The sequence below is a fragment of the Streptomyces odontotermitis genome, assembly GCF_050510915.1.
GTDB lineage: Bacteria > Actinomycetota > Actinomycetes > Streptomycetales > Streptomycetaceae > Streptomyces.
This window is the reverse complement of the sequence record NZ_JBNJLS010000016.1, coordinates 63,446-88,199: the sequence shown is the minus strand read 5'-3', so window position 1 is coordinate 88,199 and position 24,754 is coordinate 63,446. Positions and strand designations below refer to the sequence as shown.

Genomic DNA, 24,754 nt, shown 5'->3' with positions numbered 1-24,754 from the left:
CTCGTGGCTTCCTTAGGTGCGGGCCAGCTCGCTGGCGGTCTTCTTGATCAGGGTCTCCGACTCCAGTGGGCTCAGTGCGGTGGCTCGGATGTGGTCGAAGGCGTTGGTGTAGTGCTGTGTGTCCTCGGCTGAGTCCAGGTAGACGTGGCTCGTGAAGCTTTCCAGCAGGACCACTTCGAGCTCGGTCGGTGCCGGGAAACCGTAGAGCAGGAAGGGAAGCATCCCGCCCTGGCACGCTCCTGCGGCGAAGGGTAGTACCTGCATGGTCACGTTCGGAAGCTGCGTCAGTTCGGCCAGGTGGGCCAATTGGTCGCGCAACACCGCGCGTCCGCCCACTTGTTGGCGCAGCGCGGCCTCGCCGAGCACCATCCAGATGTCCAGCGCCGGAGGGTCGGAGCGGGTCAGCGCCTTCTGGCGCTCGAGCCGGACGCGGACCTTGGTCTCCTGCTCCTCGGACAGGGGGCCTGGGCGGCCGCCCTGGATGACGGCCGTTGCGTACTCCTTGGTCTGGAAGAGCCCGGAGATCGTGTTGGGGTGGAAGCCGCGGCAACGCGAGACCTCTTCCTCCAGGCCGATCAAATCAAGGAAATCCCGGGGGAGTTGATCCACCAGGGAGTGCCACCAGCGCTGGTGCTTGCTCTCGCGGGCGAGGGAGAGCCAGCCCTCGCGCTCGGCGAGGTCGTGGAGTCCGTACAGGTCGAGGAGTACGCGTAGGTCTAGCTGACGGATGCCGCTGCGGCCCGATTCGATGCGGCTGATCTTCGCCGGGTGGCAGCTCAGGCGCTCCGCCGCGTCTTCCAGGAGCAGGCCCTCGCGCTCGCGCAGGCGACGCAGGTTGGCGCCGAGGACGCGGCGACGCACGGTCGGATGTTGCTCAACTGCCATGCCTGTCCCCTTGGTTGCAGGTCATCGACTCCAGATTAGCCGCGATACACACGGTGCAATGAAATTACAGTGTTCCACTTGCACCGGCGATCGCATGGGCGGGACCCTACGGATGGCAACCTCGTGTTCACACAGGGCACTTGGGCGACTCGAAGGGACCCCCCATGCCTGAAACCGACGAAGTCACCCACCAACTCCCCCGCACTCCACGCAGCGCACCCCACGCCCGTGCCCTCCTGCGTGAGCAGCTCGCCGCCTGGAAGATTGACGGTCAAGTCGTCGACGTGGCCGAGCTGTTGCTCTCCGAGTTGGTCACCAACTCCATTCAGCACGCCTACATCCCGGCCGGGCGGGAGATCGGGCTGCGGTTCGCCCGCTACGAGGGGAAGGTGCGGGTCGAGGTGGCCGACGCCGGAGGCGGGCGGCCCGTTCCCGTGCAGGCGGGGGTGGAGAGTGATGGCGGGCGTGGGCTCGCGCTCGTCGTCGCGCTGGCCTCGCGGTGGGGGTGCTGCCCGCGACGCCATGGGATCGGCAAGGCCGTATGGGCGGAAGTGGAGGAGAGGGAAGGGGTGTAGGGGGGGAGGGGACGCCCTCCTGGTGGAGGGCTCAGCCCTTTACCGCTCCTCCCAGCGCGAAGCCGCCTCCTACCTTTCGTGCCACCAGGACGTACAGGAGGATCACCGGGGTCGAGTAGAGGATCGAGAACGCCGCCAGTTCGCCGTAGACGACCGTGCCGCGGTTTCCGAAGAACTCGTTGATGCTGACTGAAGCGGGCATCTGTTCCGGAGTCAGCAGGAGCATGAACGGGACGAAGAAGTTGCCCCACATCATGACGAAGGAGAAGACCGTTACGACCGCCACTCCTGGGCCCATCAGAGGGAGGACTATGCGGATCAAGGATTGGAAGGGGGAGGCGCCGTCCGTCCAGGCTGCCTCTTCCAGTTCTTTGGGGACTCCGTCCATGAAGTTCTTCATCAGCCAGATCGCGAACGGGAGTTGGGATGCCGCGAAGAAGAAGATCGTGCCCTGCATGGTGTCGATCAGGTCTATTTGGACGAAGAGTGCGTAGACCGGGACCATGATCGCCGTGATCGGCAGGCAGGTGCCGAAGAGGATCGTCAGCATGAACGGGCGGTTCAGGCGGGAGTGGAAGCGGGAGAGGGGGTAGGCCGCCAGGGCCGCGCAGACCACCGTCAGGAGGGTGCCGCCGCCGCACAGGATCAGGCTGTTGAGGAGCGGGGTGAAGGTGATCTCGTCCGTCATCACCGCGTCGAAGTTGGAGAGGGTCAGGCCGGAGGGGGCCTTCACACTGAGGTCTGCCTTGGGGTCCAGAGAGGACAGGATCACCCAGGCCAGGGGGAGGGCGAAGGCTGCGGCTACGGCGAGTAGGGCTGTGTTCGCGGCTATTTTGCGGTTTCTGCGGTGGGATGCGAGCACCTCAGACCTCCGTGCGCAGCAGGCGCATGTAGATGAGGGAGAAGAGGGAGCCGACCAGGAGCAGGAGGAGGGCTACCGCTGTGCCGTAGCCGATCATGCTCTTCACGAAAGCCTGCTCGTACATGAACAGGGGGAGGGTCTGGCTGCGGTTTCCCGGGCCGCCGCGCGTCATCACCCAGATCAGACCGAAGACGGAGAGGGTCTGGAGGGTGTTCAGCATGAGGTTTGTGCCTATGGAGCGGCGGATCATGGGGAGCGTGATGTGCCACATGCGGCGCCAGCCGCCTGCGCCGTCCACCTCTGCTGCTTCTGTTATTTCCTGGGGGATTTCATTGAGGGCTGCTGAGTAGACCAGCATCGAGAATGCCGTGCCGCGCCAGACGTTCGCGAAGGACACCGCCAGGATCGGGAGCGTGTACAGCCAGTTCTGGGACGGGAGATGCAGCCAGTCCAGGATGTTGTTCAGGGTGCCCTCGCGGCGGAAGAAGGCGTAGAGGAGGAAGCCTGCCACTACCTCCGGGAGTACCCAGGCCGTGATCACCACCGCGCCTGTGATCGTGCGGACTGTCTTTGACGCTCGTTGCATCAGGGACGCCAGGGCCAGGCCCAGCGTGTTCTGGCCGATGAGGGAGGAGAGGAACGTGAAGACGAGCGTCAGCCAGACCGCGTTCAGGAAGTCCTCGTCGGCGAACGCCGCGCGGAAGTTCTCGAAGCCGACGAAGGACGAGCCTGCCTGGCCCGTCAGTTGGAGGTCCGTGAAGGCTATGTACGCGCAGTAGCCGATCGGGCCCGCCAGGAAGAGGAGAAGCAGGACGACCGCGGGGGAGACGGGGAGCGCGCGCAGGAGGGTGCGCGGCAGGGTGCTGCGGTGTCGCGCGGGGTGTTTGGAGGGTCGTCTGGGTGATGGCGGGCCCGATGCCGTCTTGTGGACGCCGGGCCCGGCGGGGGGTGCGGTGGTCACGTGCCGGCTCACTTCTCCCGTACGGGCAGATGAGTGCTACTTCTTGTCGATGACCGCGCCGTCCGTTGCCGACTTCACCTCGTCGTCGTAGCCGCTCGCCGCCTTGTCGACCGAGGCGTCCCCCGTCGTCACCGACTCCATGGCCTCCTGCATCGCCGTCGACACCTTCGGGTACGCCGGGTAGGCGGGGCGGTAGTGGGTCTGGCCCACCAGGTCGGTGAAGAACTTGATGCCGGGCTGCGCCTTCACGTACTCCGGGTCCTGCGCCACGTCCTTGCGGACCGCGATGCCCGAGTTGGCGATGTACCAGCGCTTGGCGTTCGCCGTCGTCTGCATCGTCTTGATGAACTCGAAGGCCAGGTCGGGGTTGCCCGCCTTGTCCGGGACCGCCCAGGTCCAGCCGCCCGACATGCTCACCTTGCCCGGTGCCTGGCCGTGCTGCGTGGGCATCGCCGCGAGGCCCAACTCCTTTGACCAGGTGGGCCATTCGTGGCCCGCGCCCTTCAGCCAGTCCTGCGGGAGCCAGGAGCCGTCGAGGTTGATGGCGAGCTTGCCCTCGGGGAGGAGTTCGCCGCGGACACGCGTCGCCATGTTCGGGTCGAGGGCGTCGGAGACGTCGGGGCCCAGCTTCTCCTTGTAGACCGTCTCGACGAACTTGAGGGCGTCCTTGAAGCCTTGGCTCCCTGTGATCCACTTCTTTGACTGCGGGTCGTACAAGGGGTCCTTGCCGGTGCCGTAGAGGAGCATCTCCAGGCCCTGCATCGCCGACGTCTCGCCGCCCGGCTTGCCCGTGTAGACGTTCAGCGGGATGACGCCGGGGACCTTCTTCTTGATCGTGCGGGCCGCGTCCAGGACCTCGTCCCAGGACTTCGGCTGCCAGTCGGTGGGGAGTCCCGCCTTCTTGAGGATGGACTTGTTGAACCAGAGGCCGCGGGTGTCCGTGCCGTCCGGTACGCCGTACGTCTTGCCGTCGGCGGCCTTCGCGGCGGTCTTCGCCGTGTCGATGAACTGGTCCCAGTCCTTCCACTTGGAAAGGTAGGGGTCCAAGGGCTTCAAGTACCCGCTGGTGATGTCGGAGTTGATGAGGAACGTGTCCTCGTACACCAGGTCAGGGGCGGTCTTGGGGGAGCGCAGCATCTGCTGGAGCTTGGTGTAGTAGTCGGCGTCCGGCGCCTTGATCGGGACCAGCTTGACCTTCTTGCCGGGGTGGTCCCTCTCGAACTGCTTCTTCATGGCGTCCAGATAGCCGTCCATGACCCGGATCTTGTTGTCCGTCGACTGCTTGAAGGACACCTTCACGGTGTCGGGGTCGCTGTCCGAACCGGAGCCGCACGCGGTGAGGGTGCCGGTGGCCAGCAACAGGGCGCTGAGAAGCAGAGGGACGGAGCGGGTGGCGCGGGGGGAGCGGGGGGAACGGGTGGTGGGGCGCACGGGCACGACCTCCTCCTCGCCTACGCGGCTGGAGGGTGGATGCCGCGCGGGGCTGCGAGGTGAACGTAAGCGGGGGCTCGGAGCAAGGTCAATGGGCGTGCGCGGGTGCCGCGTTGATGCGTGACAACGTTGTTATTCGGGGGCGGAGTGTTGTTAAGAGGGGGGCCGGGATGGGTAGTTGGGGGAGTTTACGGGCGTGGGGTGCGTGTCCAGCGGTAGCTCAGCTCCGGGCGGCCCACCTGGCCGTAGCGGGGGGTGCGTTCGGCGCGGCCCGCGTCGACGAGGTGTTCCAGGTAGCGGCGGGCCGTGATGCGGGAGATGCCCACCGCTTCGGCCGCGGCGTTCGCGGTCAGGCCCTCGGAGGGGGCCTGGCGGAGCGTCTGCGTGACCCGCTCCAGGGTCGGGGCGCTCAGGCCCTTCGGGAGCTCGGCGGGGCCCGGTGCGCGCAGGGCCGAGAGGGCGCGGTCCACCTCGTCCTGGCCGCCCGCCTCGCCGGTGGCCGCGCGGAACTCCGCGTACCGGACGAGGCGGTCGCGCAGGGTCGCGAAGGTGAAGGGCTTGAGCACGTACTGGACCACGCCGAGCGAGACCCCCTCGCGTACGACGGTCAGGTCGCGGGCCGACGTCACGGCGATGACGTCCGCGCGGTGGCCCGCCGCGCGGAGTGAGCGGGCGAGCTGGAGGCCGTGGCCGTCGGGGAGGTTGAGGTCCAGGAGGAGGAGGTCGACGGGTTCGCGGTCCAGTGTGCGTTGTGCTTCCGCGCCGGTGTGGGCGGGTTTCGCTATCGCTGTGAAACCGGGGACTCTGTTGACGTAGAGGACGTGGGCGTCCGCCGCGACGGGGTCGTCTTCGACGACGAGTACGCGGATCTTGGGTGCCGTCTCTCTTGGGGGTGGGGTCATGGGTGGGGCTCCCGGCCTCTGTCGGGGCTTGGCTTCTTGTACTGCGTTCCCTTGAGGGTGGGTGTTTCTTCGGCGCTCCGCGCCGCCTCTTCGCCGCTCCGCGGCGGGTCTCCTACCCGCCCACCCGGCACCCTGCGACCTTCCGTCGAGCCACCAGCGTCGTGGGACAGCCCCTGCGCCGGCTCACCGTCCCGGCGGTGCGTCTCTTCGCCGCTCCGCGGCGAGCCCCAGCCCGAGCCCCAGCCCTGTCCCGGCACCGTAGCCGTGAACTCCGCACCCCCCTCCGCCGACTCCCCCACCGTCAGCTTCCCCCCGTGCCGCCCCACCGTCTGCCGCGTCAGCGCGAGGCCCAGGCCCCGTGCCCCCGTCGTCGACTTCGTGGACCAGCCGCGCCGGAACACCGCCTCCCGGTGGGCCGGGTCCACGCCGGGGCCCGTGTCCGAGACGCGGAGCAGCAGGCCGCGTTCGTCGGCGTGTGCCGTGATCGTGACCGTCACGCGGGCCCGGGGGGAGCCTTGTGCCGCCTCCACCGCGTTGTCGATGAGGTTGCCGAGGATCGTCACCAGGTCGCGGGAGGGGAGGGCGGAGGGGAGGACCGCGTCGTCGATGCGGGTTTCGGGGGAGACCAGGAGTTCGACGCCGTTCTCGTTGGCCTGGGCCGCCTTGCCGAGGAGGAGCGCCGCGAGGACGGGCTCGTTGACCGCCGCCACTACGCGGTCGGTGAGCGCCTGGGCCAGTTCCAGTTCGGCCGTGGCGAAGTCCACCGCCTCGTCCGCGCGGTCGAGTTCGATGAGGGAGACCACCGTGTGGAGGCGGTTGGCGGCCTCGTGGGCCTGGGAGCGGAGGGCGCGCGTGAAGCCGCGCTCCGAGTCCAACTCGCCTGTCAGGGCCTGGAGTTCGGTGTGGTCGCGCAGAGTCACCACCGTGCCGCGCCGTTCGCCGCCGGAGACGGGTGAGGTGTTGACGAGCACGACCCGGTCGACGGTCAGGTGCACCTCGTCGACGCGGGGCTCGGCGGCGAGGAGCGCGCCGGTCAGGGGGGCGGGCAGGCCCAGTTCCGCCACGTTGCGGCCCACCACGTCGTCCGACCCGCGCACCCCGAGGAGGTCGCGGGCGCCGTCGTTCATCAACGCGATGCGGCGCTGTCCGTCGAGCATCAGCAGGCCCTCGCGCACGGCGTGGAGGGCGGCCTGGTGGTAGTCGTGCATGCGGCTGAGCTCGGCTGCGTTCATGCCGTGGGTGTGGCGGCGCAGGCGGGCGTTGATGACGTACGTGCCGACGGCGCCGAGCAGGAGCGCCGCCGCGGCCACGCCGAGGAGCGTGAGGAGCTGGCCGCGGGCCCGCTCGCTGATGTTCTCGATGGTGATGCCCGCGCTGACCAGGCCGGTGATGCGGCCGCCGTCGTGGACGGGGGTGACCACGCGCACGGAGGCGCCGAGGGTGCCGGTGTAGGTCTCGGTGAAGGTCTCGCCGCGCAGGGCGGCCGCGCGGTGGCCGAGGAAGCGTTCGCCGATGTAGCGGGGGTCGGGGTGGGTCCAGCGGGTGCCGTCCGGGGCCATGATCGTGATGAAGTCGACGCCGGTGTGGGCCCGCACCTTCTTCGCGTACGGCTGGAGCTGCGCCGTGGGATCGCTGCCGCGGACGGCCTCCCGTACCGAGGGGGTGTCCGCGACCGCCCGCGCCGCCGCGGTCGCCTGGCGGCGCGCGGACTCCTCCGCCTGGCGGCGGTCGCTGACGTACGTGAACAGGGCACACCCGGCGACGACGATCGTGACCAGCACGATCTGCATCGCGAAGAGCTGGCCCGCGAGGCTGCGGGGGCGGTGTGGACGGGTGAGCGGCACGCTGCCAGTCTGCCCTCAACGTTTCCCGTGGGGTACCACGATGTGGGCAGCCTCTCCTCGGCGTGAACCCGATGTGAACTCAATGAACGCAAGGGTGACCGTCCTCACAGGGCGGGAGATAGTCGCCGGGATCGCCAGGGCCGCCGGGGCGTGAGCCGCACGCACAGGGCATCGGGATCGCAGAGCAGACGACATCGAAGGCCGACGACGCAGTCGGCGAGGAGGCACCCGTGACCGAGGGACAGGGAACGGCACCCGCCGCCAGACGGGACCGCACGCACTATCTCTACATCGCCGTCATCGGTGCCGTGCTCCTCGGCATCGCGGTCGGCTTCATCTGGCCGGACTTCGCCAAGGAGCTGAAGCCCATCGGCACGGGCTTCGTCGCGCTCATCAAGATGATGATCTCGCCCATCATCTTCTGCACGATCGTGCTCGGCGTCGGCTCGGTGCGCAAGGCCGCGCAGGTCGGCAAGGTCGGCGGCCTCGCGCTCGGCTACTTCATCGCGATGTCGGCGGTGGCGCTCGCGATCGGCCTGATCGTGGGCAACATCCTGCACCCGGGCTCCGGCATGGACCTCACGAACTCGGTGAAGGAGGCCGGGCACACGGCCGCCGACGAGGCGAGCGAGGGGCCCGTCAAGTTCCTGCTCGGGATCATCCCGACGACCATGATCTCGGCGTTCACCCAGGAGAAGGTCCTGCAGACCCTCCTCGTCGCGCTGCTCGTCGGCTTCGCGCTGCAGGGCATGGGGTCGGCGGGCGAGCCCATCCTGCGCGGGGTCGGCCACATCCAGAAGCTGGTCTTCCGTGTCCTCGCGATGGTCATGTGGGCCGCGCCGGTCGGTGCGTTCGGCGCGATGGCGGCCGTCGTCGGGGAGACCGGCCTGGACGCGCTGAAGGCGCTCGCCACGATCATGATCGGGTTCTACGTGACCTGTGTGCTCTTCGTGGTCGTGGTGCTCGGCACGCTGCTGCGCCTGGCCACCGGGGTCAATCTCTTCAAGCTGCTCAAGTACCTGGGCCGGGAGTTCCTGCTCATCCTCTCCACGTCCTCCTCCGAGTCGGCGCTGCCGCGGCTCATCGCGAAGATGGAGCACCTGGGGGTCAGCCGCCCGGTCGTCGGCATCACCGTCCCGACGGGCTACTCCTTCAACCTCGACGGCACGATGATCTATCTGACGATGGCCTCGCTCTTCATCGCCGACGCCATGGACCAGCCGCTCGGCATCGGGGAGCAGATCACCCTGCTCCTGTTCATGATGATCGCGTCCAAGGGCGCGGCGGGCGTGTCCGGTTCGGGCATCGCGGTGCTCGCGAGCGGGCTGCAGTCGCACAAGCCGGCGCTCGTCGACGGGGTCGGGCTCATCATCGGCGTCGACCGCTTCATGAGTGAGGCCCGCGCCCTCACCAACTTCGCGGGCAACGCGGTGGCCACGCTCCTGATCGGCACGTGGACCAAGGAGGTTGACCGGGAGCGGGTCGCCCAAGTCCTCGACGGGAAGCTGCCGTTCGACGAGAAGACGCTGCTGGACGACGGTCACGGGGACGTCCCGGAGCCGCGGAAGCCGGAGCCGGAAGCCGTCCCCCAGGGGTGATCACTCGGAAGTGATGCGGTCCACCAGCTCGGTGGCATCGGAGGCGGGCAGGCCCGCCGCGGTCAGGAACGTGACCGCGGTGGCCCTGCCCGCCTCTTCGCGTGCCAGGTCCCCCGCGTTGACCGCGTCCATCAGGCCCATCATCACGTGGTCGCAGACGTGCGAGAGCGCCTCGGCCGGTACGGGGGACCGGAACGCGCCCTGCTCCTGGCCCCGCCGGATCACCGCGGCCCCGGCGGCGCGCACCGGGGCGAGCCGCGCGTGCAGCCCCTCCACCGTGACACTGCGCCGGGCCAGGGAGAGCAGCAGCCGGTAGCGGTCGGCGACCTCCCAGACGGCGAGCACCGAGCGGGCCAGCGACTCGGCCGGGTCGTCGACGCCCTCGGCGCCCGCGTGGTGCGCGTCGAGCACGGCGGTCATGGCCTCGTCCACGAGCGCGCCGACCAGCGCCTCGCGGCTGGGGAAGTGGCCGTACACGGTGCGCCGTACGACGCCCGCGGCACGCGCGATCTGGTCCATGGACGCGTCGGGGTCCTGGAGCAGTTCGGCGAGGGCGACCTCAAGGATGCGGCGGCGGTTGGCGTCGGCTCTGACGCTCGCCTTGCTCGGGTGCGTGGGCCCCTGGCTCGGGTTCATGGCCCCATTCTGCCCCGCGCCCCGCCATGAGTTGCACACTGCTGTGCAAGTTCGGGTAAGTTGCACACCAGTGTGTAGTTGCACAGCCATGTGCAGGATGTGAGGGGTGGCTGCCGATGCCTTTGCTGATCAATGAACCCGTCGAGCGGATGGAGAAGCCGTACGCCCGCCGCTGGTGGGCCCTCGGCGTGCTCTGTCTGAGCCTGCTGATCGCCGTGATGGCGAACACCGCGCTGACGGTGGCGGCCCCCGACATGACCATGGACCTCGGCCTGTCCAGCTCGGACCTGCAGTGGGTCATCGACGCGTACACCGTCCCGTATGCCGCGCTGATGCTGCTGCTCGGCGCGATCGGCGACAAGTACAGCCGCCGGGGCGCCCTGGTGCTCGGGCTCCTCGTGATGTGCGCGGGCGCGGCCGCGGGCTCGCTCGTGGACAGCGCCGCGGCGGTCATCACCGTGCGCGCCGTGATGGGGGTGGGCGCGGCGCTCATCATGCCCGCGACGCTCTCGCTGCTCGCCTCGACGTTCCCGCGGGCGGAGCGGGCCAAGGCGATCACCATCTGGGCGGCGACGTCCGGCATCGCGATCGCGGCGGGCCCGCTGATCGCGGGCGCGCTGCTGCGCGACAACGGCTGGCACTCCACGTTCCTGATCAACATCCCGGTGGCCGCGGTCGCGATCATCGGCGCCTTCGTCCTGGTCCCGCCGTCCAAGGCGGCGCAGCACGGGCGGATCGACTACGTGGGCGGGCTGCTCTCGGTGGTCTGGGTGGGCTCGCTGATCTTCATGATCATCGACGGCCCGCACTTCGGCTGGGGCGCTCGCGCGATCGGCGCCGCCGTCGTGGCGGCCGTGGGCCTGGTGCTCTTCGTGATCTGGGAGCTGCGCCACCCGCGCCCCGTCCTGGACGTACGGAAGTTCGCGGGCCGCGCCTTCGCGGGCTCGAACCTGGCCGTCGCGCTCTTCTTCCTCGCGGTCTTCGGCGCCTTCTACTACCTGACCCAGCACCTCCAGTTCGTCCTCGCCTACGACCCGTTGGAGACCGGCGTACGGATGCTGCCGCTGGCCGGCGCAGTCTTCGTCGGCTCGGCGCTCACGGGCATCCTGGCGCCGCGCATCGGCGGCAAGATCATGGTGGTGGCGGGGCTCGTCGGCGGCACGGTGGCGCTCGCGCTGCTCACGCAGATCGACGGTGCCTCGACGTACGGGGACTTCGTGGCGCCCCTGATCATCCTCGGGCTCTCGCTGGGCTTCGCGGTGTCGCCGTGCACGGACGTCATCATGGGCGCGTTCCCCGAGTCGGAGCTCGGCGTGGGCGGCGCGGTCAACGACACCTCCCTGGAGCTCGGCGGTTCGCTGGGCATCGCGGTGCTCGGCTCGGTGCTCGCGAGCTCGTACTCCTCGCACCTGACGGACGCGGCGCAGGGCACGAAGCTGCCGCCCGAGGCCCTGGAGACCGCCAAGGACTCGGTGGGCGCGGGCAACGGCGTGGCCCAGGCCATCGCCGAGCAGGCCCGCGGTCTCACGGAGAAGGCGGCGCACGCGAGCTCGCCCGAGCAGGCCGCCCAGCTGAAGGCGCAGGCCGAGCAACTCGCCCACGGGGCCGTGCAGATGAAGGACGCGGTGGGCTCGGCGTTCTCGGACGCGGTGGCCCACACGAGCCTGGTGGGCGCCGTGCTCCTCGGTGTGGGCGCGGTCGTGGTGGCTCTGGTGCTGCCGGGGCGGCGGGCGGCCGGCCGGCCGGGGGACCCGGAGCCCGAGACGGCTGCTCCCGTCGCCGAGCGGGTGGACGCGGTCGGTTAGCCTCGAAGGTCATCGGCCCTGACCTGGGCCGATGACCGACGGGGGAAGGGGAACCGCCATGGCGCGCAAGCCGGTTCGGGCGGCGATCGGTGAGATGTGGATCAGGTGCCAGGTCTGCGACGGTGATCTGTTCCGCGACCGGGAGGTCAAACTCAACAGCTCGGGCGCGGAGTTCATGAACCTCGCGTGGGCCAACGAGTCCGCGACCGGGCTCATCTGCTGGCTCTGCGGCTACGTCCACCTGTTCGCGAACCGGGACATCAAGCTCTACAAGGCGGACAAGTGAGCTGCCTCGCCTGCGAACTGGCCCATGGAGAAGCCGAGTTGCCCGGCGGCACCGTCCTGCGGACCGCTCTGTGGACCGTCGAGCACTGCGTCGGCCCCCTCGGCGTCGGCACCCTCGTGGTCAAGCCGCTGCGGCATGTCACGGGGGTGCACGAGCTGACCGGCGCCGAGTCGGCGGAGCTCGGTCCGCTGCTCACCCGGGTGAGCGGTGCCGTCCGCGAGGCGGTCGAGGACTGCGAGCAGGTGTACGTCTGCCTCTGGTCGCACGCGGGGCGAGTGCCGGGCCACCTCCACTTCGTGGTGCAGCCGGCCCGCACCGCCGACCTCGACCGGCACGACGCGTACGGGCCCGCCCTGCAGATGGCGCAGTTCACGGCCGGAGAGGCACCGGAAACGGGCGCCGTCGCCGAGGTGTGCGAGCGACTGCGCGGACTGCTGGCCTGACACGGCCGACCACTGCGGCCGCGTTGACGGTGGCGCTGCTGCCGGGTCACGCTGAGGCGTGGATGACGTGGCGCAGCCCGCCGGACGGGCCGATCTCGAGCGTGTGGGAGACCTGTTCCAGGAGTTCCTGGAGGCCGTGGCGCGCCGGGGCCGGGGCGAGGACCAGGGGCGTGACCTGACCACCCGGCTGCGCGAGCACCTCGGTTCGGCACCCGGCGGGACCCCCGTCCTCAAGGCGACCTACCCGGCGTACGACCATCCCAATGTGCACCGCGCCCTGGAGCGCTGGTTCACCACGGACGGGCGGACCCATGAGCTCATCGGCCTGACGGGCGCCACGCACCGCGGCATGTACACCCTCTCCGAGATGCTCGAATCGGCCGACCGCTACGACAAGTTCGTGGTCGGCGCCGTCGACTACGCCTATCTCCCGGTCTCCCCGGACGAGGAACTCGCCTGCGTCTCCTTCGGGTTCTACCTCGGCACGGACGGCGCCGACCGCTATGTGGTGCTGCTGCGCGGGCCGAACGACGAGTACGGCAGCGAGAAGGTGCAGGTCGAGGTGATCGCCCCGGCGCGGGACGCGGCCCGGCGGCTGCTCGGCGGCGTCGACGCGCTGATCCGCGAGGACAACATCTACCGCGGCCAGGTCCTCTCCTTCGAGGGCTCCGACTTCGGCGACGGCCTCGGCCCGTTCCGCTTCCACCGCAGGCCCGGCCTCGACCGCGACCGGATCGTGCTGCCCCCGGGGCTGTTGGAGCGGGTGGAGCGGCAGGTCGTCGGCGTCGCCCGGCACCGCGACCGGCTGCGGTCCGCGGGCCAGCACCTGCGGCGCGGCCTTCTGCTGTACGGGCCGCCGGGCACCGGCAAGACGCACACGGTGCGCTATCTGCTCTCCCACCTCCCGGACTTCACCGTCGTGCTGCTCGCCGGCTCGGGCATCGACCGGATCGGCTCGGCCTGCGCGCTGGCCCGCATGCTCCAGCCCGCCCTCGTCGTCCTGGAGGACTGCGACCTGATCGCCGAGTCCCGCGACCATCCCGGCGAACACTCGCTGCTCTTCGAGGTGTTGAACGAGATGGACGGCCTCGGCGACGACGCCGACGTGACCTTCCTGCTCACCACGAACCGCGCCGACCTGCTCGAACCCGCTCTCGCCCAGCGCCCGGGCCGCGTCGACCTGGCGGTGGAGATCCCGCTGCCCGACGCGGCGGGGCGGCGCGCGCTGCTCTCCCTGTACGGGGGCGGGCTCGGCCTCGCGCCGGAGGCGGCCGGGGAGATCGTGGCGCGGACGGAGGGCACCACGGCGTCCTTCATGAAGGAACTGGTGCGCCGGGCGGTCCTGATCGGCGCCGAACGCGCCGCGGGCGCCGCGTCCCCCGCGTCCCCCGACGACCTGCGCACCGCCGCCGACGAGCTCCTCTCCGACCGCGACCTCCTCACCCGCCGCCTGCTGGGCGTGCCGGGCGAGGAGGACCCCGAGTATCCCGAGGACCTGGAAGACTCGGAAGACCTGGACGACCTGGAGGGCCCGGACGCATAGCGCTGGCCTTGACCCCGGCGTCAACGTCTACCGTCGTACGCATGCGAATCGGCGAGCTCGCGGCCCGCGCGGGGACCACCACGCGGACGCTGCGCTACTACGAGAGCCGGGGGCTGCTGCCCGCACGGCGCGGCGGCAACGGATACCGCCGTTACGACGAGGACGACCTGCGGCTGCTGCGGCAGATCAAGACGCTGCAGGACTTCGGCTTCGACCTGGAGGAGACGCGGCCCTTCGTGGAGTGTCTGCGCTCCGGGCACCCGGAGGGCGACTCCTGCCCGGCCTCGCTCGCCGTCTATCGCAAGAAGCTGGCCGAACTCGACGCGCTGATAGGCGAGTTGAGTGCGGTGCGGGAACAGGTCGGCGCGCAGCTCGTGCGCGCCGAGGCGGCGCTTCCGGGTGGTCCGGAGCCGCGGTGCGAACTGGACAGTGAAAGGGAAGGGGACGGGCTGTGAGGGCAGCGGGTGTGGCCGAGGTGACGGACGGGGACTTCGCGGCGGAGGTCCTGGGGGAGCGCGCGAGACCGGTCCTGGTGGAGTTCACGGCGGACTGGTGCGGGCCGTGCCGGCAGCTGGCGCCGGTGCTGAGCGAGCTGGCGCGGGAGGAGGCGGACCGGATCAAGATCGTGCAGCTGGACGTGGACCGGAGCCCGGAGTCGGCGATCGCATACCGGGTCCTCGCGGCGCCGACGATGATCGTCTTCCGGGACGGCGAGCCGGTGAAGCAGATGGTGGGGGCGCGGGCGAAGCGGAAGCTCCTGGAGGAGCTCGCCGAGGTGATGTAAAGCGACCTGACGTACAGCAAAGAAAAAGCCCCGGACGAATTGACGTCCGGGGTCTTTCTCTGCGTATATTGGATTCTTTCGCGGAGCTATGTCTAAAACGACATGCAAGCATCGCGGAAGCTTTATAAGAGCACTGTAACTGGCGAGGGGCTGAATTGTCAACCGAGGAATTGCGGGAAGAGCAGCAATTCGTCTCCGGGCTGTACGCGCGCCTGGACGCGCTGCGCGAGGAGGCCGAGACCGCCGTGCAGGCGTCGTTGTCGCAGGTCGGCAACGGTCTTCAGGCGCGCCTTGAGCGCGATGTGATGGTGGCGGAGCGGTCCGGCCTGCTCGCCGCCCTCAACGCGGGCGAGAACGGTCTGTGCTTCGGGCGGCTCGAATTCCGGGACGGCCGTGATCACCACATCGGCAGGATCGGAATCCGCGCCTCCGACACCGAGCGCACCCCGCTCGTGATCGATTGGCGCGCAGAAGTCGCGCGGCCCTTCTATCTCGCCACCGGGCACACCCCCATGGGCCTGCGGCGGCGCCGCCACATCACCACCGAGGGGCGCGAGGTCACCGCGCTGCACGACGAGATCCTGGACCTGAGCGACACCACCCGCACCGGGCACGAGGGCGCCAACGCCGACGAGGTGCTGCTCGCCGCCCTCGACTCCGCGCGCACCGGCCGCATGCACGACATCGTGCAGACCATCCAGGCCGAGCAGGACCGGATCATCCGCGCCCCGCACCGGGGCGTGCTGGTGGTCGAGGGCGGGCCCGGGACGGGGAAGACCGTCGTCGCGCTGCACCGGGCCGCCTTCCTGCTCTACGCCCACCGCGAGCTGCTCGCCAAGCGAGCCGTCCTGATCGTCGGGCCCAACCCGGCCTTCCTCGGCTACATCAGCGAGGTGCTGCCCGCGCTCGGCGAGACCGGGGTGCTCCTGTCCACGGTCGGGGAGCTGTTCCCCGGCGTGAGTGCCACCGGCACCGACAGCCCGGCCGCCGCCGAGGTCAAGGGCCGCGTCGCGATGGCGGAGGTGCTCGCCGGGGCCCTGCGCGACCGGCAGCAACTGCCCGAGCCCGGCGCCCCGTTGCTCATCGAGCACGACGACGGCGAGCTGGTCCTGGACTGGACGATCGCGTACGAGGCGCGGGAGAAGGCGCGCGAGGCCGACGTGCCGCACAACCTCGCCCGGCCCACCTTCGCCTTCCACGTCATCGACGCGCTCACCCGGCAGCTCGCCGACCGCATCGGCGCCGACCCGTACGGCGGGCCCAACTTCCTTGGCCCCGACGACCTCGCGCAGATCGGCAAGTCGATCGCGGCGAGCGGTGAAGTGCACGCGGCCATCCAGGAGTTGTGGCCGGTGCTCACGGCGCAGCAGTTCGTCACGGACTATCTGGAGGAGCCCACGGGGCTCGACGAGACCGACGCCTTCGTGATCCGGCGGCCCCGGGGCAGCGCCTGGACGCCCGCCGACGTCCCGCTGCTCGACGAGGCCGCCGAGCTGCTCGGCCACGACGACAGCGCCGAGCGCGCAGCCGCCGAGGCCGAGTGGCAGGAGCAGGTCGCCTACGCACAGGGCGTGCTTGACGTGTCGCGGGCCTCGCGGACGTACGAGTTCGAGGACAAGGACGAGGAGGACGCCGAGGTCCTGCTCGCGCACAACATCATCGACGCCGAGCGGATGGCCGAGCGGCAGGAGGAGCTCGATCACCGGAGTGCCGCCGAGCGAGCGGCGGCGGACCGGACCTGGGCGTTCGGGCACATCATCGTCGACGAGGCGCAGGAGCTGTCCGCGATGGCGTGGCGGCTGCTGATGCGGCGCTGCCCCACCCGCTCCATGACGCTCGTCGGCGACCCGGCGCAGACCGCCGAGGCCGGCGGCTGCGGCTCGTGGGAGTCGATCCTTGAGCCGTACGTCTCCGACCGGTGGGAGTACACGCGGCTCGGGGTCAACTACCGCACGCCCGTGGAGATCATGGACGTCGCGGCGGAGGTGCCGAGGGCGACCGACCCCGGCTTCCGGCCGCCGAGCTCGGTGCGCTCCACCGGCGTACGGCCGTGGGCGCGGCAGGCCGACGACCTGGCGGCCGCCGTGGCCGACGCGGTCGCCGACGCCCTGCCCGAGGAGGGGCGCCTCGCCGTGATCGCCCCGCGCGAGCTCCATGGGGAGCTCGCCGGAAAGCTCCCCGGGGTGACGGCCGGGGAGGCCCCGGACCTGACGCGGCCGGTCGTGCTGATCGACCCGCGTCAGGCGAAGGGCCTGGAGTTCGACGCGGTGCTCGTCGTGGAGCCCGCCCGGTACGGCGCCAGCGATCTGTATGTGGCCCTGACCCGGGCCACCCAGACGCTCGGCGTCCTGCACCGGGAGGGGCTCCCGGCGGCGCTCGCCCCGCTGCCCGGCTGACTCCTCCCGGCCCTCACACCGGCCGCAGCCACACCGTGGCCAGCGGGGGCAGGGTCAGCTGGAGGCTCGCGGGGCGGCCGTGCGCGCCCCGCGAGTCCGGCTTCAGGGGGCCGGGGTTGAGGATGTCGCCGCCGCCGTAGCGGGCCGCGTCCGTGTTCAGGACCTCCTGCCAGGCCGTGAACTCGTCGGGCACGCCGAGCCGGTACTCGTGCCGCACCACCGGTGAGAGGTGCGAGACCGCGAGCAGCGGCGTGCCCTCGTCGTCGTAGCGGAGGAAGGCGAAGACGTTGTCCTCGGAGGCGTCGCCGTCCACCCAGGCGAAGCCGCCGGGGTCGGTGTCGCGCTGCCAGAGCGCGGGCTCCGTCCGGTAGACCATGTTCAGGTCGCGGACCAGGTCCCGCACTCCCCGGTGGTCCGGCTCCGCCCCGTACGCCGGGTCGAGCAGCCACCAGTCCGGGCCGTGCGCCTCCGACCACTCCGCGCCCTGCGCGAACTCCTGGCCCATGAACAGCAGTTGCTTGCCCGGGTGGGCCCACATGAAGCCCAGGTAGGCGCGGTGGTTGGCGCGCTGCTGCCACCAGTCGCCCGGCATCTTCGAGACCAGCGACCGCTTGCCGTGCACGACCTCGTCGTGGGAGATCGGCAGGACGTAGTTCTCGGAGTACGCGTACACCATCGAGAACGTCATCTCGTTGTGGTGGTACTTGCGGTGGACCGGCTCGTGGGCCATGTACTCCAGCGAGTCGTGCATCCAGCCCATGTTCCACTTCAGGCCGAAGCCGAGCCCGCCGAAGCCGCCGGGGCCCGTGTGGTGCGTCGCGCGGGTCACGCCGTCCCAGGCGGTGGACTCCTCGGCGATGGTGACGACGCCGGGGGAGCGGCGGTAGACGGTGGCGTTCATCTCCTGGAGGAAGGCGACGGCGTCGAGGTTCTCGCGGCCGCCGTGCACGTTCGGGGTCCACTCGCCGTGCTCGCGCGAGTAGTCGAGGTACAGCATCGAGGCGACGGCGTCCACGCGCAGGCCGTCGATGTGGAACTCCTCGCACCAGTAACTGGCGTTGGCGACCAGGAAGTTGCGGACCTCCTTGCGGCCGTAGTCGAACTCCAGGGTGCCCCAGTCGGGGTGCGCCGCCCGCGCCGGGTCCTCGTGCTCGTACAGGGGCCGCCCGTCGAACTCGGCGAGCGCCCAGTCGTCGCGCGGGAAGTGCGCGGGCACCCAGTCCATGAGGACGCCGATGCCCGCGCGGTGCAGACAGTCGACCAGGTACTTGAAGTCGTCGGGGGTGCCGAGCCGGGCCGTCGGCGCGTAGAAGCCGGTGACCTGGTAGCCCCAGGAGCCGCCGAAGGGGTGCTCGGCGACCGGCAGCAGCTCCACGTGCGTGAAGCCCAGATCCGCCACGTACGGCGGGAGTTGGTGGGCGAGCTGGCGGTAGGTGAGGCCGGGGCGCCAGGACGCCAGATGGACCTCGTACACGGAGAACGGCGCCGCGTGCACGGGCCGGTCCGCGCGCCGCCGCAGCCACTCCTCGTCGTGCCACTCGTGGTGCGACTCGTGCACCACCGAGGAGTTGGCGGGCGGCGTCTCGGTCCGCTGGGCGAGGGGGTCGGCGCGCAGGGTCACGGAGCCGTCGGGCCGGGTGATCGCGAACTTGTACAGCTCGCCCTCGCCGACGGACGGCACGAACAGCTCCCACACCCCGCTGGAGCCGAGCGAGCGCATCGCGAAGCCGGTGCCGTCCCAGAAGTTGAAGCCCCCGACGACCCGCACCCCCTGGGCGTTCGGCGCCCACACGGTGAAGCGGGTGCCGGTGGCCCCCTGATGGACCATCGGGCGGGCCCCGAGCGCCTGCCACAGCTGCTCGTGCCGCCCCTCCCCGATCAGATGGAGGTCGAGCTCCCCGACGGCGGGCAGGAACCGGTAGGCGTCGTGGACCTCCAGCTCCGTTCCCTCGTACGTGATGTGGAGCCGGTAGTCGTCCGGGACCTCCCGCAGCGGGAGCACCGCCGAGAAGAACCCGTCGCCGTCGTCGTGCAGCTCGGCCCGGAAGTCCTTGGCCACGACGGAGACCTTGAGGGCGTACGGGCGCAGCGCGCGGAAGGCGACGCCGTCGGGTGTCAGGTGGGCGCCGAGGACGGAGTGCGGGTCGTGGTGCGTGCCGCGCAGGAGGCGGACGCGGTCGGCGGCGGGGACGGGGGAGACGGGCGGGGCGGCGCCCTGCTGGGCGGGAACCCTGGGTGCCTCGGGAGCGGGGGCCGGGTGCGGGGCGGCCTGTGCGGGCGCCGCGGTCTTCCGCGCGGCGGGCCTCGGCTTCCCCTGTGCCCCCTTCGTACCCTTGGTCGCTTTGGCACTCTTCGCGGCCGAACGCGGCTTCGGCTGGTCGGACTTGGGGGACACGGGACAGCCTCCTCGGCGGAGCAGGAGCAGGAGCAGGAGCAGGAGCAGGAGCAGGAGCGGGAGCGGGAGCGGGAGCGGGAGCGGGAGCGGGACGGTCAGGTGGTGGAGCCGTTGCCGGCGAGGCGGTCGATCGCGGCGAGCGGGACGGGGAGCCAGTCGGGGCGGTGGCGGGCCTCGTAGAGGACCTCGTAGACCGCCTTGTCGGTCTCGTACGCGCGCAGGGTGACCGGGTCCGTGCGCGGGTCGCGGCCGGAGACCTCCGCGTACCCGGTGCAGTACGCCGCGCGGGCGTGGTCGGCCCACTCGGGGACGGGCTTCGCGGGACCGGCGGAGCCGGCCGCGTAGTCGAAGGAGCGGAGCATGCCCGCGACGTCCCGGACGGCGGGCTGCGGGACCCTACGCTCGGCGAGCGGGCGCACGGGCTCCCCCTCGAAGTCGATCAGGGTCCAGTCCCCGTCGGGAGAGCGCAGGCACTGGCCCAGGTGCAGATCGCCGTGGACCCGCTGGGCCTGCCGGGCGGCGCCCTCGTCGGCGAGCCCGGCGAGCGCCTCGTAGGCGGTGTTCAGGGCGGGGGCGTAGGGGCGCAGCGCCGGGACGGCGACGGCGGTGGCGTCCAGGCGCTGCGTCATGGAGTCGGCGAGGGCGCGCAGCTGGGCGCGGCCGAGCGTCACCGTGGGCAGGGCGCGGGCGAGGGCGGCGTGCACCTGGGCGGTGACCCGGCCGAGCGCCCGCGCCTCGTCCTGGAAGTCCTGGCCCTTGGCGAGCTCGCGCAGGGCCAGCTCCCAGCCGTCGGCCGCGCCCTGCAGATAGGGCTGGAGGACGCCGAGGACGAGGGTGTTCTCCGGGGTGTCGGCGTCCGGCCCGGGGTGCGCGGAGAACCATGCGACCGGCGCGGGCACGTGGCCGCAGCCCTGCCGGGCGAGGGCGAGCGGCAGCTCCAGGTCCGGGTTGACGCCGGGCACGACGCGGCGGAAGAGCTTCAGGATGAACGTATCGCCGTAGACGAGCGAGGAGTTGGACTGTTCGGCGCCGAGGGGGCGCGGCACCAGATCGCCGGGGACCTCTCGTCCCAGGTCCCTGCGGAACCGCAGCACGCCGAGCCGGCCCGGCGAGCGCAGCCGCTCGAAGAGCACCCGGGCGAGCGCCGGGTCGGGCAGCGCGTCGTACACCGTCCGCCCGGCCAGCGGCCCCTCGGTGACATGGCCGATGAGGGCGGGCGCCAGATGCGGCGGCAGGGCGTCGCGCACCCCGAGCAGCAGCTGGTAGCAGTCCGACGACCGCTCGGACACGGCGTCGACGAGCAGGTGCACCATCCCCAACTCGCGCCCCGGCGGCAGGAGTTCGGTCGCCGCCACCACTGCGAACCCGTCCACGGGCCGCCCCTTGCCCGCGAACCACCGCTGCCGCGGCAGCCACGCGCGCAGCAGCGGATCGAGCGAGGCGAGCAGGGCGTTCGTGGTGGCACTTGAGCGGATGGCGGCTTCCGACATGGCGTCGTGTCCTTTCCGCGCCGCGGACAAGGGGGTGCCGGTCGTATCAAGGGGGGTGCGGTCGTATCAGGGGTTGTGGGGAGCGAGTGCCCAACTCTCAGGCTAGGACGCGTCCTTGCGCAGACGGAACCAGTAGAAGCCGTGTCCCGCCAGCGTCAGGAGGTACGGCAGTTCACCGATGGCCGGAAAGCGCACGCCACCGATGAGCTCCACCGGGTGGCGGCCGTTGAACGCCTGCAGGTCGAGCTCCGTGGGCTGCGCGAACCGCGAGAAGTTGTGCACGCACAGCGCGAGGTCGTCCTTGTACTCGCGCAGGAAGGCGAGGACCGCGGGGTTCGACGACGGCAGCTCCGTGTACGTGCCGAGCCCGAACGCCGGGTTCTGCTTGCGGATCTCGATCATCCGGCGCGTCCAGTGCAGGAGCGAGGACGGGGACGACATGGACGCCTCGACGTTGGTGACCTGGTACCCGTAGACGGGGTCCATGATCGTCGGCAGGTAGAGGCGGCCCGGGTCGCAGGACGAGAAGCCCGCGTTGCGGTCCGGCGTCCACTGCATGGGGGTGCGCACGGCGTCGCGGTCGCCGAGCCAGATGTTGTCGCCCATGCCGATCTCGTCGCCGTAGTAGAGGATCGGCGAGCCGGGGAGCGACAGCAGGAGAGCCGTGAAGAGCTCGATCTGGTTGCGGTCGTTGTCGAGGAGCGGGGCGAGGCGGCGGCGGATGCCGATGTTGGCGCGCATGCGCGGGTCCTTGGCGTACTCCGCGTACATGTAGTCGCGTTCCTCGTCGGTGACCATTTCCAGGGTCAGCTCGTCGTGGTTGCGCAGGAAGATGCCCCACTGGCAGCCGGACGGGATGGCCGGGGTCTTGGCGAGGATCTCGGAGACCGGGTAGCGGGACTCGCGGCGCACCGCCATGAAGATGCGCGGCATCACCGGGAAGTGGAACGCCATGTGGCACTCGTCGCCGCCGTTCTCGAAGTCGCCGAAGTAGTCGACGACGTCCTCGGGCCACTGATTGGCCTCGGCGAGCAGCACCGTGTCCGGGTAGTGCGCGTCGATCTCCGCGCGGACCCGCTTGAGCAGGTCGTGGGTGCGGGGGAGGTTCTCGCAGTTGGTGCCCTCCTCCGCGTACAGGTACGGCACGGCATCCAGCCGGAACCCGTCGATGCCCAGGTCGAGCCAGAACCTGAGCGCCGAGACGATCTCCTCCTGGACGGCCGGGTTCTCGAAGTTGAGGTCCGGCTGGTGGGAGAAGAAGCGGTGCCAGTAGTACTGCTTGCGGACCGGGTCGAAGGTCCAGTTCGACGCCTCGGTGTCGACGAAGATGATGCGGGCGTCCTGGTACTGCTTGTCGTCGTCGGCCCAGACGTAGTAGTCGCCGTAGGGGCCCTCCGGGTCGGTGCGGGACGCCTGGAACCACGGGTGCTGGTCGCTGGTGTGGTTCATGACGAAGTCGATGATGACCCGCATGCCGCGCTGGTGGGCGCTGTCCACGAACTCCACGAAGTCCGCGAGGTCCCCGAACTCGGGGAGCACCGCGGTGTAGTCGGAGACGTCGTAGCCGCCGTCGCGCAGCGGGGACTGGAAGAACGGCGGCAGCCACAGGCAGTCGACGCCGAGCCACTGCAGATAGTCCAGCTTGGCGGTGATGCCCTTGAGGTCGCCGATGCCGTCGCCGTTGCTGTCCTGGAAGGAGCGGACGAGTACCTCGTAGAAGACGGCGCTCTTGAACCAGTCGGGGTGACGGTCCTTGGCCGGCGTGTCCTCGAATGTGTCCTGGACGGGCTCGTTGACGATCATGGTGTGGGTGACCCTCCGATCAGCGGGGAGGAGGACGGTCGCAGGACGAGTACGTGCGCGGGCGCCCGGCCCGGCTCGAGGCGCACATAGTTGGTCCTGCCCCAGTGGTAGGTCTCGCCGGTGAGCTCGTCGCGCACCGGCACGAACTCGTGCCAGTCCAGGCCGAGTTCCGGCATGTCCAACGAGACCGTGGCCTCCTGGGTGTGGTGAGGGTCGAGGTTGGCGACCACCAGAACCGTGTTCGAGCCGTGAGCGTCCGTGACGGTCTTCGAGTACGCGATCACCGCTTCCTGGTCAGTGGAGTGGAAGTGCAGGTCACGCAGTTGCCGCAGGGCGGGGTTGGCGCGCCTGATCCGGTTGAGGGTGGTGATGAGGGGCGCGATGCTCTGCCCCGTGCGCTCCGCGGACTCCCAGTCGCGCGGCCGCAGTTCGTACTTCTCCGAGTGCAGATACTCCTCGCTGCCCGGACGCAGAGCGGTGTTCTCGCACAGCTCATATCCGCTGTAGACGCCCCAAGTGGGCGAAAGGGTTGCGGCGAGCACGGCCCGCACCTCGAAGGCGGGGCGGCCGCCGTCCTGGAGGTAGGCGTGCAGGATGTCGGGGGTGTTCACGAAGAGGTTGGGCCGCAGGTAGTGCGCCGACTCGCCCGCCAGTTCCCGTAGGTAGTCGGTGAGTTCGTCCTTGCCGTTGCGCCAGGTGAAGTAGGTGTACGACTGCTGGAAGCCGATCGCGGCGAGGGTGCGCAGCATCGCGGGGCGGGTGAACGCCTCGGCGAGGAAGACCACGTCCGGGTCGGTGCCGTTGATGTCCGCGAGCACCGCCTCCCAGAAGGCGACGGGCTTGGTGTGCGGGTTGTCGACGCGGAAGATCCGCACGCCGTGCCCCATCCAGAAGCGGAGGAGCCGGATCACCTCGGCGGTGATCCCGGCCAGGTCCCGGTCGAAGGCGATCGGATAGATGTCCTGGTACTTCTTCGGCGGATTCTCCGCGTACGCGATGGAGCCGTCCGCCCGATGCCGGAACCAGTCGGGATGCTTCTCCACCCAGGGGTGGTCGGGGGAGCACTGGAGGGCGAAGTCCAGGGCGACCTCCAGGCCGTGCGCCTCGGCCTCGCGGACGAAGTCGTCGAAGTCGTCGAGGGTGCCGAGGTCCGGGTGGACGGCGTCGTGCCCGCCCTCCGGTGAGCCGATCGCCCAGGGCACGCCGACGTCGTGCGGGCCGGGGGAGAGGGAGTTGTCGCGCCCCTTGCGGTAGGTGGTGCCGATGGGGTGGACGGGCGGCAGATAGACCACGTCGAAGCCCATCGCGGCGATCGCGGGCAGGCGCCGGGCCGCCGTGCGGAAGGTGCCCGACACGGGCGGCGCGTCGGCCCGCACGACGGCACCCTCGGAGCGCGGGAAGAACTCGTACCAGGAGCCGAAGAGGGCGCGCTCCCGCTCCACCCGCAGGGGGAACTCCTCGGTGGAGGTGAGGGGTTCGCGCAGCGGGTGGGCGGCGAGCACGGCGTCCACGTCCGGGGTGAGCGCGGCGGCGAGCCGGGCGACGGGGGAGCGCCCCGCGTCGCGCAGGCCCTCGACGGCGGCGAGGACGGCGGCCCGCCGGCCGCCGCCCTCCGGTACCCCGGCGGCCGCCCGCTCGTAGAGCCGGGCGCCCTCCTCCAGGACGAGTTCGGTGTCGAGGCCCGCCGGTATCTTGATGTGCGCCGTGTGCCGCCAGGTCGAGACGGGGTCGCCCCACGCCTCGACGGCGAACGTCCAGTCGCCCGTGCCCCCTGCCGCGGTCGGTGTGACGCGCGCTCCCCACCGGTCGGTGCCCGGCGACAGCTCCCGCATCGGCGTCCAGGGCCCGGCCCGCCCCTCGGGATCCCGCAGCACCACGTTGGCGGCGACCGCGTCGTGCCCCTCGCGGAAGACGGTGGCGGAGACCTGGAACGTTTCTCCGATCACGGCCTTCGCGGGGCGTCGGCCGCGGTGCACCACGGGTTCGACGTCGAGGACGGGCACAGTGAGTGAGGGGTCCCCGGTCCTGGAGGGATCCCTGTTTTCGGGTGAGGGCATGACCGCTCCTGTCCGCGTGCGCGAGGGTTGGCTTGCGGGGTTACGGGGTGTGGAGGGT

The 24,754-nt window shown here is 70.6% G+C and carries 20 protein-coding genes; 9 read left to right on the top strand and 11 right to left on the bottom strand.

The window, feature by feature from the left end; translation table 11 throughout:
• Positions 1-12 precede the first annotated feature (12 nt).
• On the bottom strand, positions 13-885 hold the full coding sequence (locus ACQB60_RS32805) for a helix-turn-helix domain-containing protein (RefSeq protein ID WP_496929753.1): 873 nt from the start codon (positions 883-885) through the stop codon (positions 13-15).
• 164 nt (positions 886-1,049) lie between these two features.
• On the opposite strand from ACQB60_RS32805, the gene ACQB60_RS32800 reads away from it, so the two are divergent.
• Complete coding sequence (locus ACQB60_RS32800; protein ID WP_496929752.1) at positions 1,050-1,460, top strand: ATP-binding protein; 411 nt, start codon at positions 1,050-1,052, stop codon at positions 1,458-1,460.
• Positions 1,461-1,491: 31 nt separating this feature from the next.
• Here the strand turns inward: ACQB60_RS32800 and ACQB60_RS32795 are convergent, their stop codons facing one another.
• The 5 genes from ACQB60_RS32795 to ACQB60_RS32775 all read right to left on the bottom strand — a co-directional run bounded on the left by ACQB60_RS32795 (position 1,492) and on the right by ACQB60_RS32775 (position 7,406).
• Positions 1,492-2,322 carry a carbohydrate ABC transporter permease gene (locus ACQB60_RS32795; RefSeq protein ID WP_496929751.1) on the bottom strand — a complete coding sequence of 277 codons (831 nt, stop codon included), beginning with the start codon at positions 2,320-2,322 and terminating at the stop codon, positions 1,492-1,494.
• 1 nt (position 2,323) lies between these two features.
• Positions 2,324-3,283 carry a carbohydrate ABC transporter permease gene (locus tag ACQB60_RS32790; protein ID WP_496929750.1) on the bottom strand — a complete coding sequence of 320 codons (960 nt, stop codon included), beginning with the start codon at positions 3,281-3,283 and terminating at the stop codon, positions 2,324-2,326.
• Between the two features lie 36 nt (positions 3,284-3,319).
• Positions 3,320-4,720, bottom strand: a complete 1,401-nt coding sequence (locus tag ACQB60_RS32785) for an extracellular solute-binding protein (RefSeq protein WP_496929749.1) — start codon at positions 4,718-4,720, stop codon at positions 3,320-3,322.
• 182 nt (positions 4,721-4,902) lie between these two features.
• Complete coding sequence (locus ACQB60_RS32780; protein WP_496929748.1) at positions 4,903-5,616, bottom strand: response regulator; 714 nt, start codon at positions 5,614-5,616, stop codon at positions 4,903-4,905.
• Complete coding sequence (locus ACQB60_RS32775; RefSeq protein WP_496929842.1) at positions 5,613-7,406, bottom strand: sensor histidine kinase; 1,794 nt, start codon at positions 7,404-7,406, stop codon at positions 5,613-5,615. Before ACQB60_RS32775 ends, ACQB60_RS32780 begins: the two co-directional genes overlap by 4 nt.
• Positions 7,407-7,690: 284 nt before the next feature.
• Here ACQB60_RS32775 and ACQB60_RS32770 point away from each other — a divergent pair, with 284 nt between their 5' ends.
• On the top strand, positions 7,691-9,058 hold the full coding sequence (locus ACQB60_RS32770; RefSeq protein ID WP_496929747.1) for a cation:dicarboxylate symporter family transporter: 1,368 nt from the start codon (positions 7,691-7,693) through the stop codon (positions 9,056-9,058).
• Here ACQB60_RS32770 and ACQB60_RS32765 read toward each other — a convergent pair whose 3' ends face one another.
• Positions 9,059-9,694, bottom strand: coding sequence for a TetR/AcrR family transcriptional regulator (locus ACQB60_RS32765; protein WP_496929746.1), 636 nt, complete (start codon positions 9,692-9,694; stop codon positions 9,059-9,061).
• 116 nt (positions 9,695-9,810) lie between these two features.
• On the opposite strand from ACQB60_RS32765, the gene ACQB60_RS32760 reads away from it, so the two are divergent.
• The 7 genes from ACQB60_RS32760 (at position 9,811) to ACQB60_RS32730 (ending at position 16,951) form a co-directional block, all read left to right on the top strand.
• Complete coding sequence (locus ACQB60_RS32760; protein WP_496929745.1) at positions 9,811-11,499, top strand: MFS transporter; 1,689 nt, start codon at positions 9,811-9,813, stop codon at positions 11,497-11,499.
• Between the two features lie 58 nt (positions 11,500-11,557).
• Positions 11,558-11,785 carry a hypothetical protein gene (locus ACQB60_RS32755; protein WP_496929744.1) on the top strand — a complete coding sequence of 76 codons (228 nt, stop codon included), beginning with the start codon at positions 11,558-11,560 and terminating at the stop codon, positions 11,783-11,785.
• Positions 11,782-12,228: an HIT family protein gene (locus ACQB60_RS32750; RefSeq protein ID WP_496929743.1), complete on the top strand. Its 447-nt coding sequence runs from the start codon at positions 11,782-11,784 to the stop codon at positions 12,226-12,228. The genes ACQB60_RS32755 and ACQB60_RS32750 overlap by 4 nt, the downstream gene beginning before the upstream one ends.
• Positions 12,229-12,295: 67 nt before the next feature.
• Positions 12,296-13,771, top strand: a complete 1,476-nt coding sequence (locus ACQB60_RS32745) for an AAA family ATPase (protein WP_496929742.1) — start codon at positions 12,296-12,298, stop codon at positions 13,769-13,771.
• Positions 13,772-13,812: 41 nt separating this feature from the next.
• A complete protein-coding gene (locus ACQB60_RS32740; RefSeq protein WP_496929741.1) occupies positions 13,813-14,226 on the top strand; it encodes a MerR family transcriptional regulator in 414 nt (137 codons plus the stop codon).
• Positions 14,223-14,555, top strand: a complete 333-nt coding sequence (locus tag ACQB60_RS32735) for a thioredoxin family protein (RefSeq protein WP_496929740.1) — start codon at positions 14,223-14,225, stop codon at positions 14,553-14,555. Before ACQB60_RS32740 ends, ACQB60_RS32735 begins: the two co-directional genes overlap by 4 nt.
• Before the next feature lie 155 nt (positions 14,556-14,710).
• Positions 14,711-16,951 (top strand): HelD family protein, encoded by a 2,241-nt coding sequence (locus ACQB60_RS32730; RefSeq protein ID WP_496929739.1) that lies wholly within the window; start codon positions 14,711-14,713, stop codon positions 16,949-16,951.
• Between the two features lie 13 nt (positions 16,952-16,964).
• Here the strand turns inward: ACQB60_RS32730 and glgB are convergent, their stop codons facing one another.
• The 4 genes from glgB to ACQB60_RS32710 all read right to left on the bottom strand — a co-directional run bounded on the left by glgB (position 16,965) and on the right by ACQB60_RS32710 (position 24,696).
• Entirely contained in the window at positions 16,965-19,346 is a 2,382-nt protein-coding gene (gene glgB / locus ACQB60_RS32725) for a 1,4-alpha-glucan branching enzyme (protein ID WP_496929738.1), read from the bottom strand.
• A gap of 95 nt (positions 19,347-19,441) precedes the next feature.
• Positions 19,442-20,836, bottom strand: a complete 1,395-nt coding sequence (locus ACQB60_RS32720; RefSeq protein ID WP_496929737.1) for a maltokinase N-terminal cap-like domain-containing protein — start codon at positions 20,834-20,836, stop codon at positions 19,442-19,444.
• 102 nt (positions 20,837-20,938) lie between these two features.
• Complete coding sequence (treS, locus tag ACQB60_RS32715; protein WP_496929736.1) at positions 20,939-22,639, bottom strand: maltose alpha-D-glucosyltransferase; 1,701 nt, start codon at positions 22,637-22,639, stop codon at positions 20,939-20,941.
• Positions 22,636-24,696, bottom strand: a complete 2,061-nt coding sequence (locus ACQB60_RS32710) for an alpha-1,4-glucan--maltose-1-phosphate maltosyltransferase (RefSeq protein WP_496929735.1) — start codon at positions 24,694-24,696, stop codon at positions 22,636-22,638. The genes treS and ACQB60_RS32710 overlap by 4 nt, the downstream gene beginning before the upstream one ends.
• Between the last annotated feature and the right edge of the window lie 58 nt (positions 24,697-24,754).

Bases quoted from the DNA above. Each gene is read 5' to 3' on its own strand.
- ACQB60_RS32805 (WP_496929753.1), bottom strand. From the start codon at position 885: ATGGCAGTTGAGCAACATCCGACCGTGCGTCGCCGCGTCCTCGGCGCC.
- ACQB60_RS32800 (WP_496929752.1), top strand. From the start codon at position 1,050: ATGCCTGAAACCGACGAAGTCACCCACCAACTCCCCCGCACTCCACGC.
- ACQB60_RS32780 (WP_496929748.1), bottom strand. From the start codon at position 5,616: ATGACCCCACCCCCAAGAGAGACGGCACCCAAGATCCGCGTACTCGTC.
- ACQB60_RS32775 (WP_496929842.1), bottom strand. From the start codon at position 7,406: ATGCAGATCGTGCTGGTCACGATCGTCGTCGCCGGGTGTGCCCTGTTC.
- ACQB60_RS32765 (WP_496929746.1), bottom strand. From the start codon at position 9,694: ATGAACCCGAGCCAGGGGCCCACGCACCCGAGCAAGGCGAGCGTCAGA.
- ACQB60_RS32760 (WP_496929745.1), top strand. From the start codon at position 9,811: ATGCCTTTGCTGATCAATGAACCCGTCGAGCGGATGGAGAAGCCGTAC.
- ACQB60_RS32755 (WP_496929744.1), top strand. From the start codon at position 11,558: ATGGCGCGCAAGCCGGTTCGGGCGGCGATCGGTGAGATGTGGATCAGG.
- ACQB60_RS32740 (WP_496929741.1), top strand. From the start codon at position 13,813: ATGCGAATCGGCGAGCTCGCGGCCCGCGCGGGGACCACCACGCGGACG.
- ACQB60_RS32720 (WP_496929737.1), bottom strand. From the start codon at position 20,836: ATGTCGGAAGCCGCCATCCGCTCAAGTGCCACCACGAACGCCCTGCTC.
- treS (WP_496929736.1), bottom strand. From the start codon at position 22,639: ATGATCGTCAACGAGCCCGTCCAGGACACATTCGAGGACACGCCGGCC.
- ACQB60_RS32710 (WP_496929735.1), bottom strand. From the start codon at position 24,696: ATGCCCTCACCCGAAAACAGGGATCCCTCCAGGACCGGGGACCCCTCA.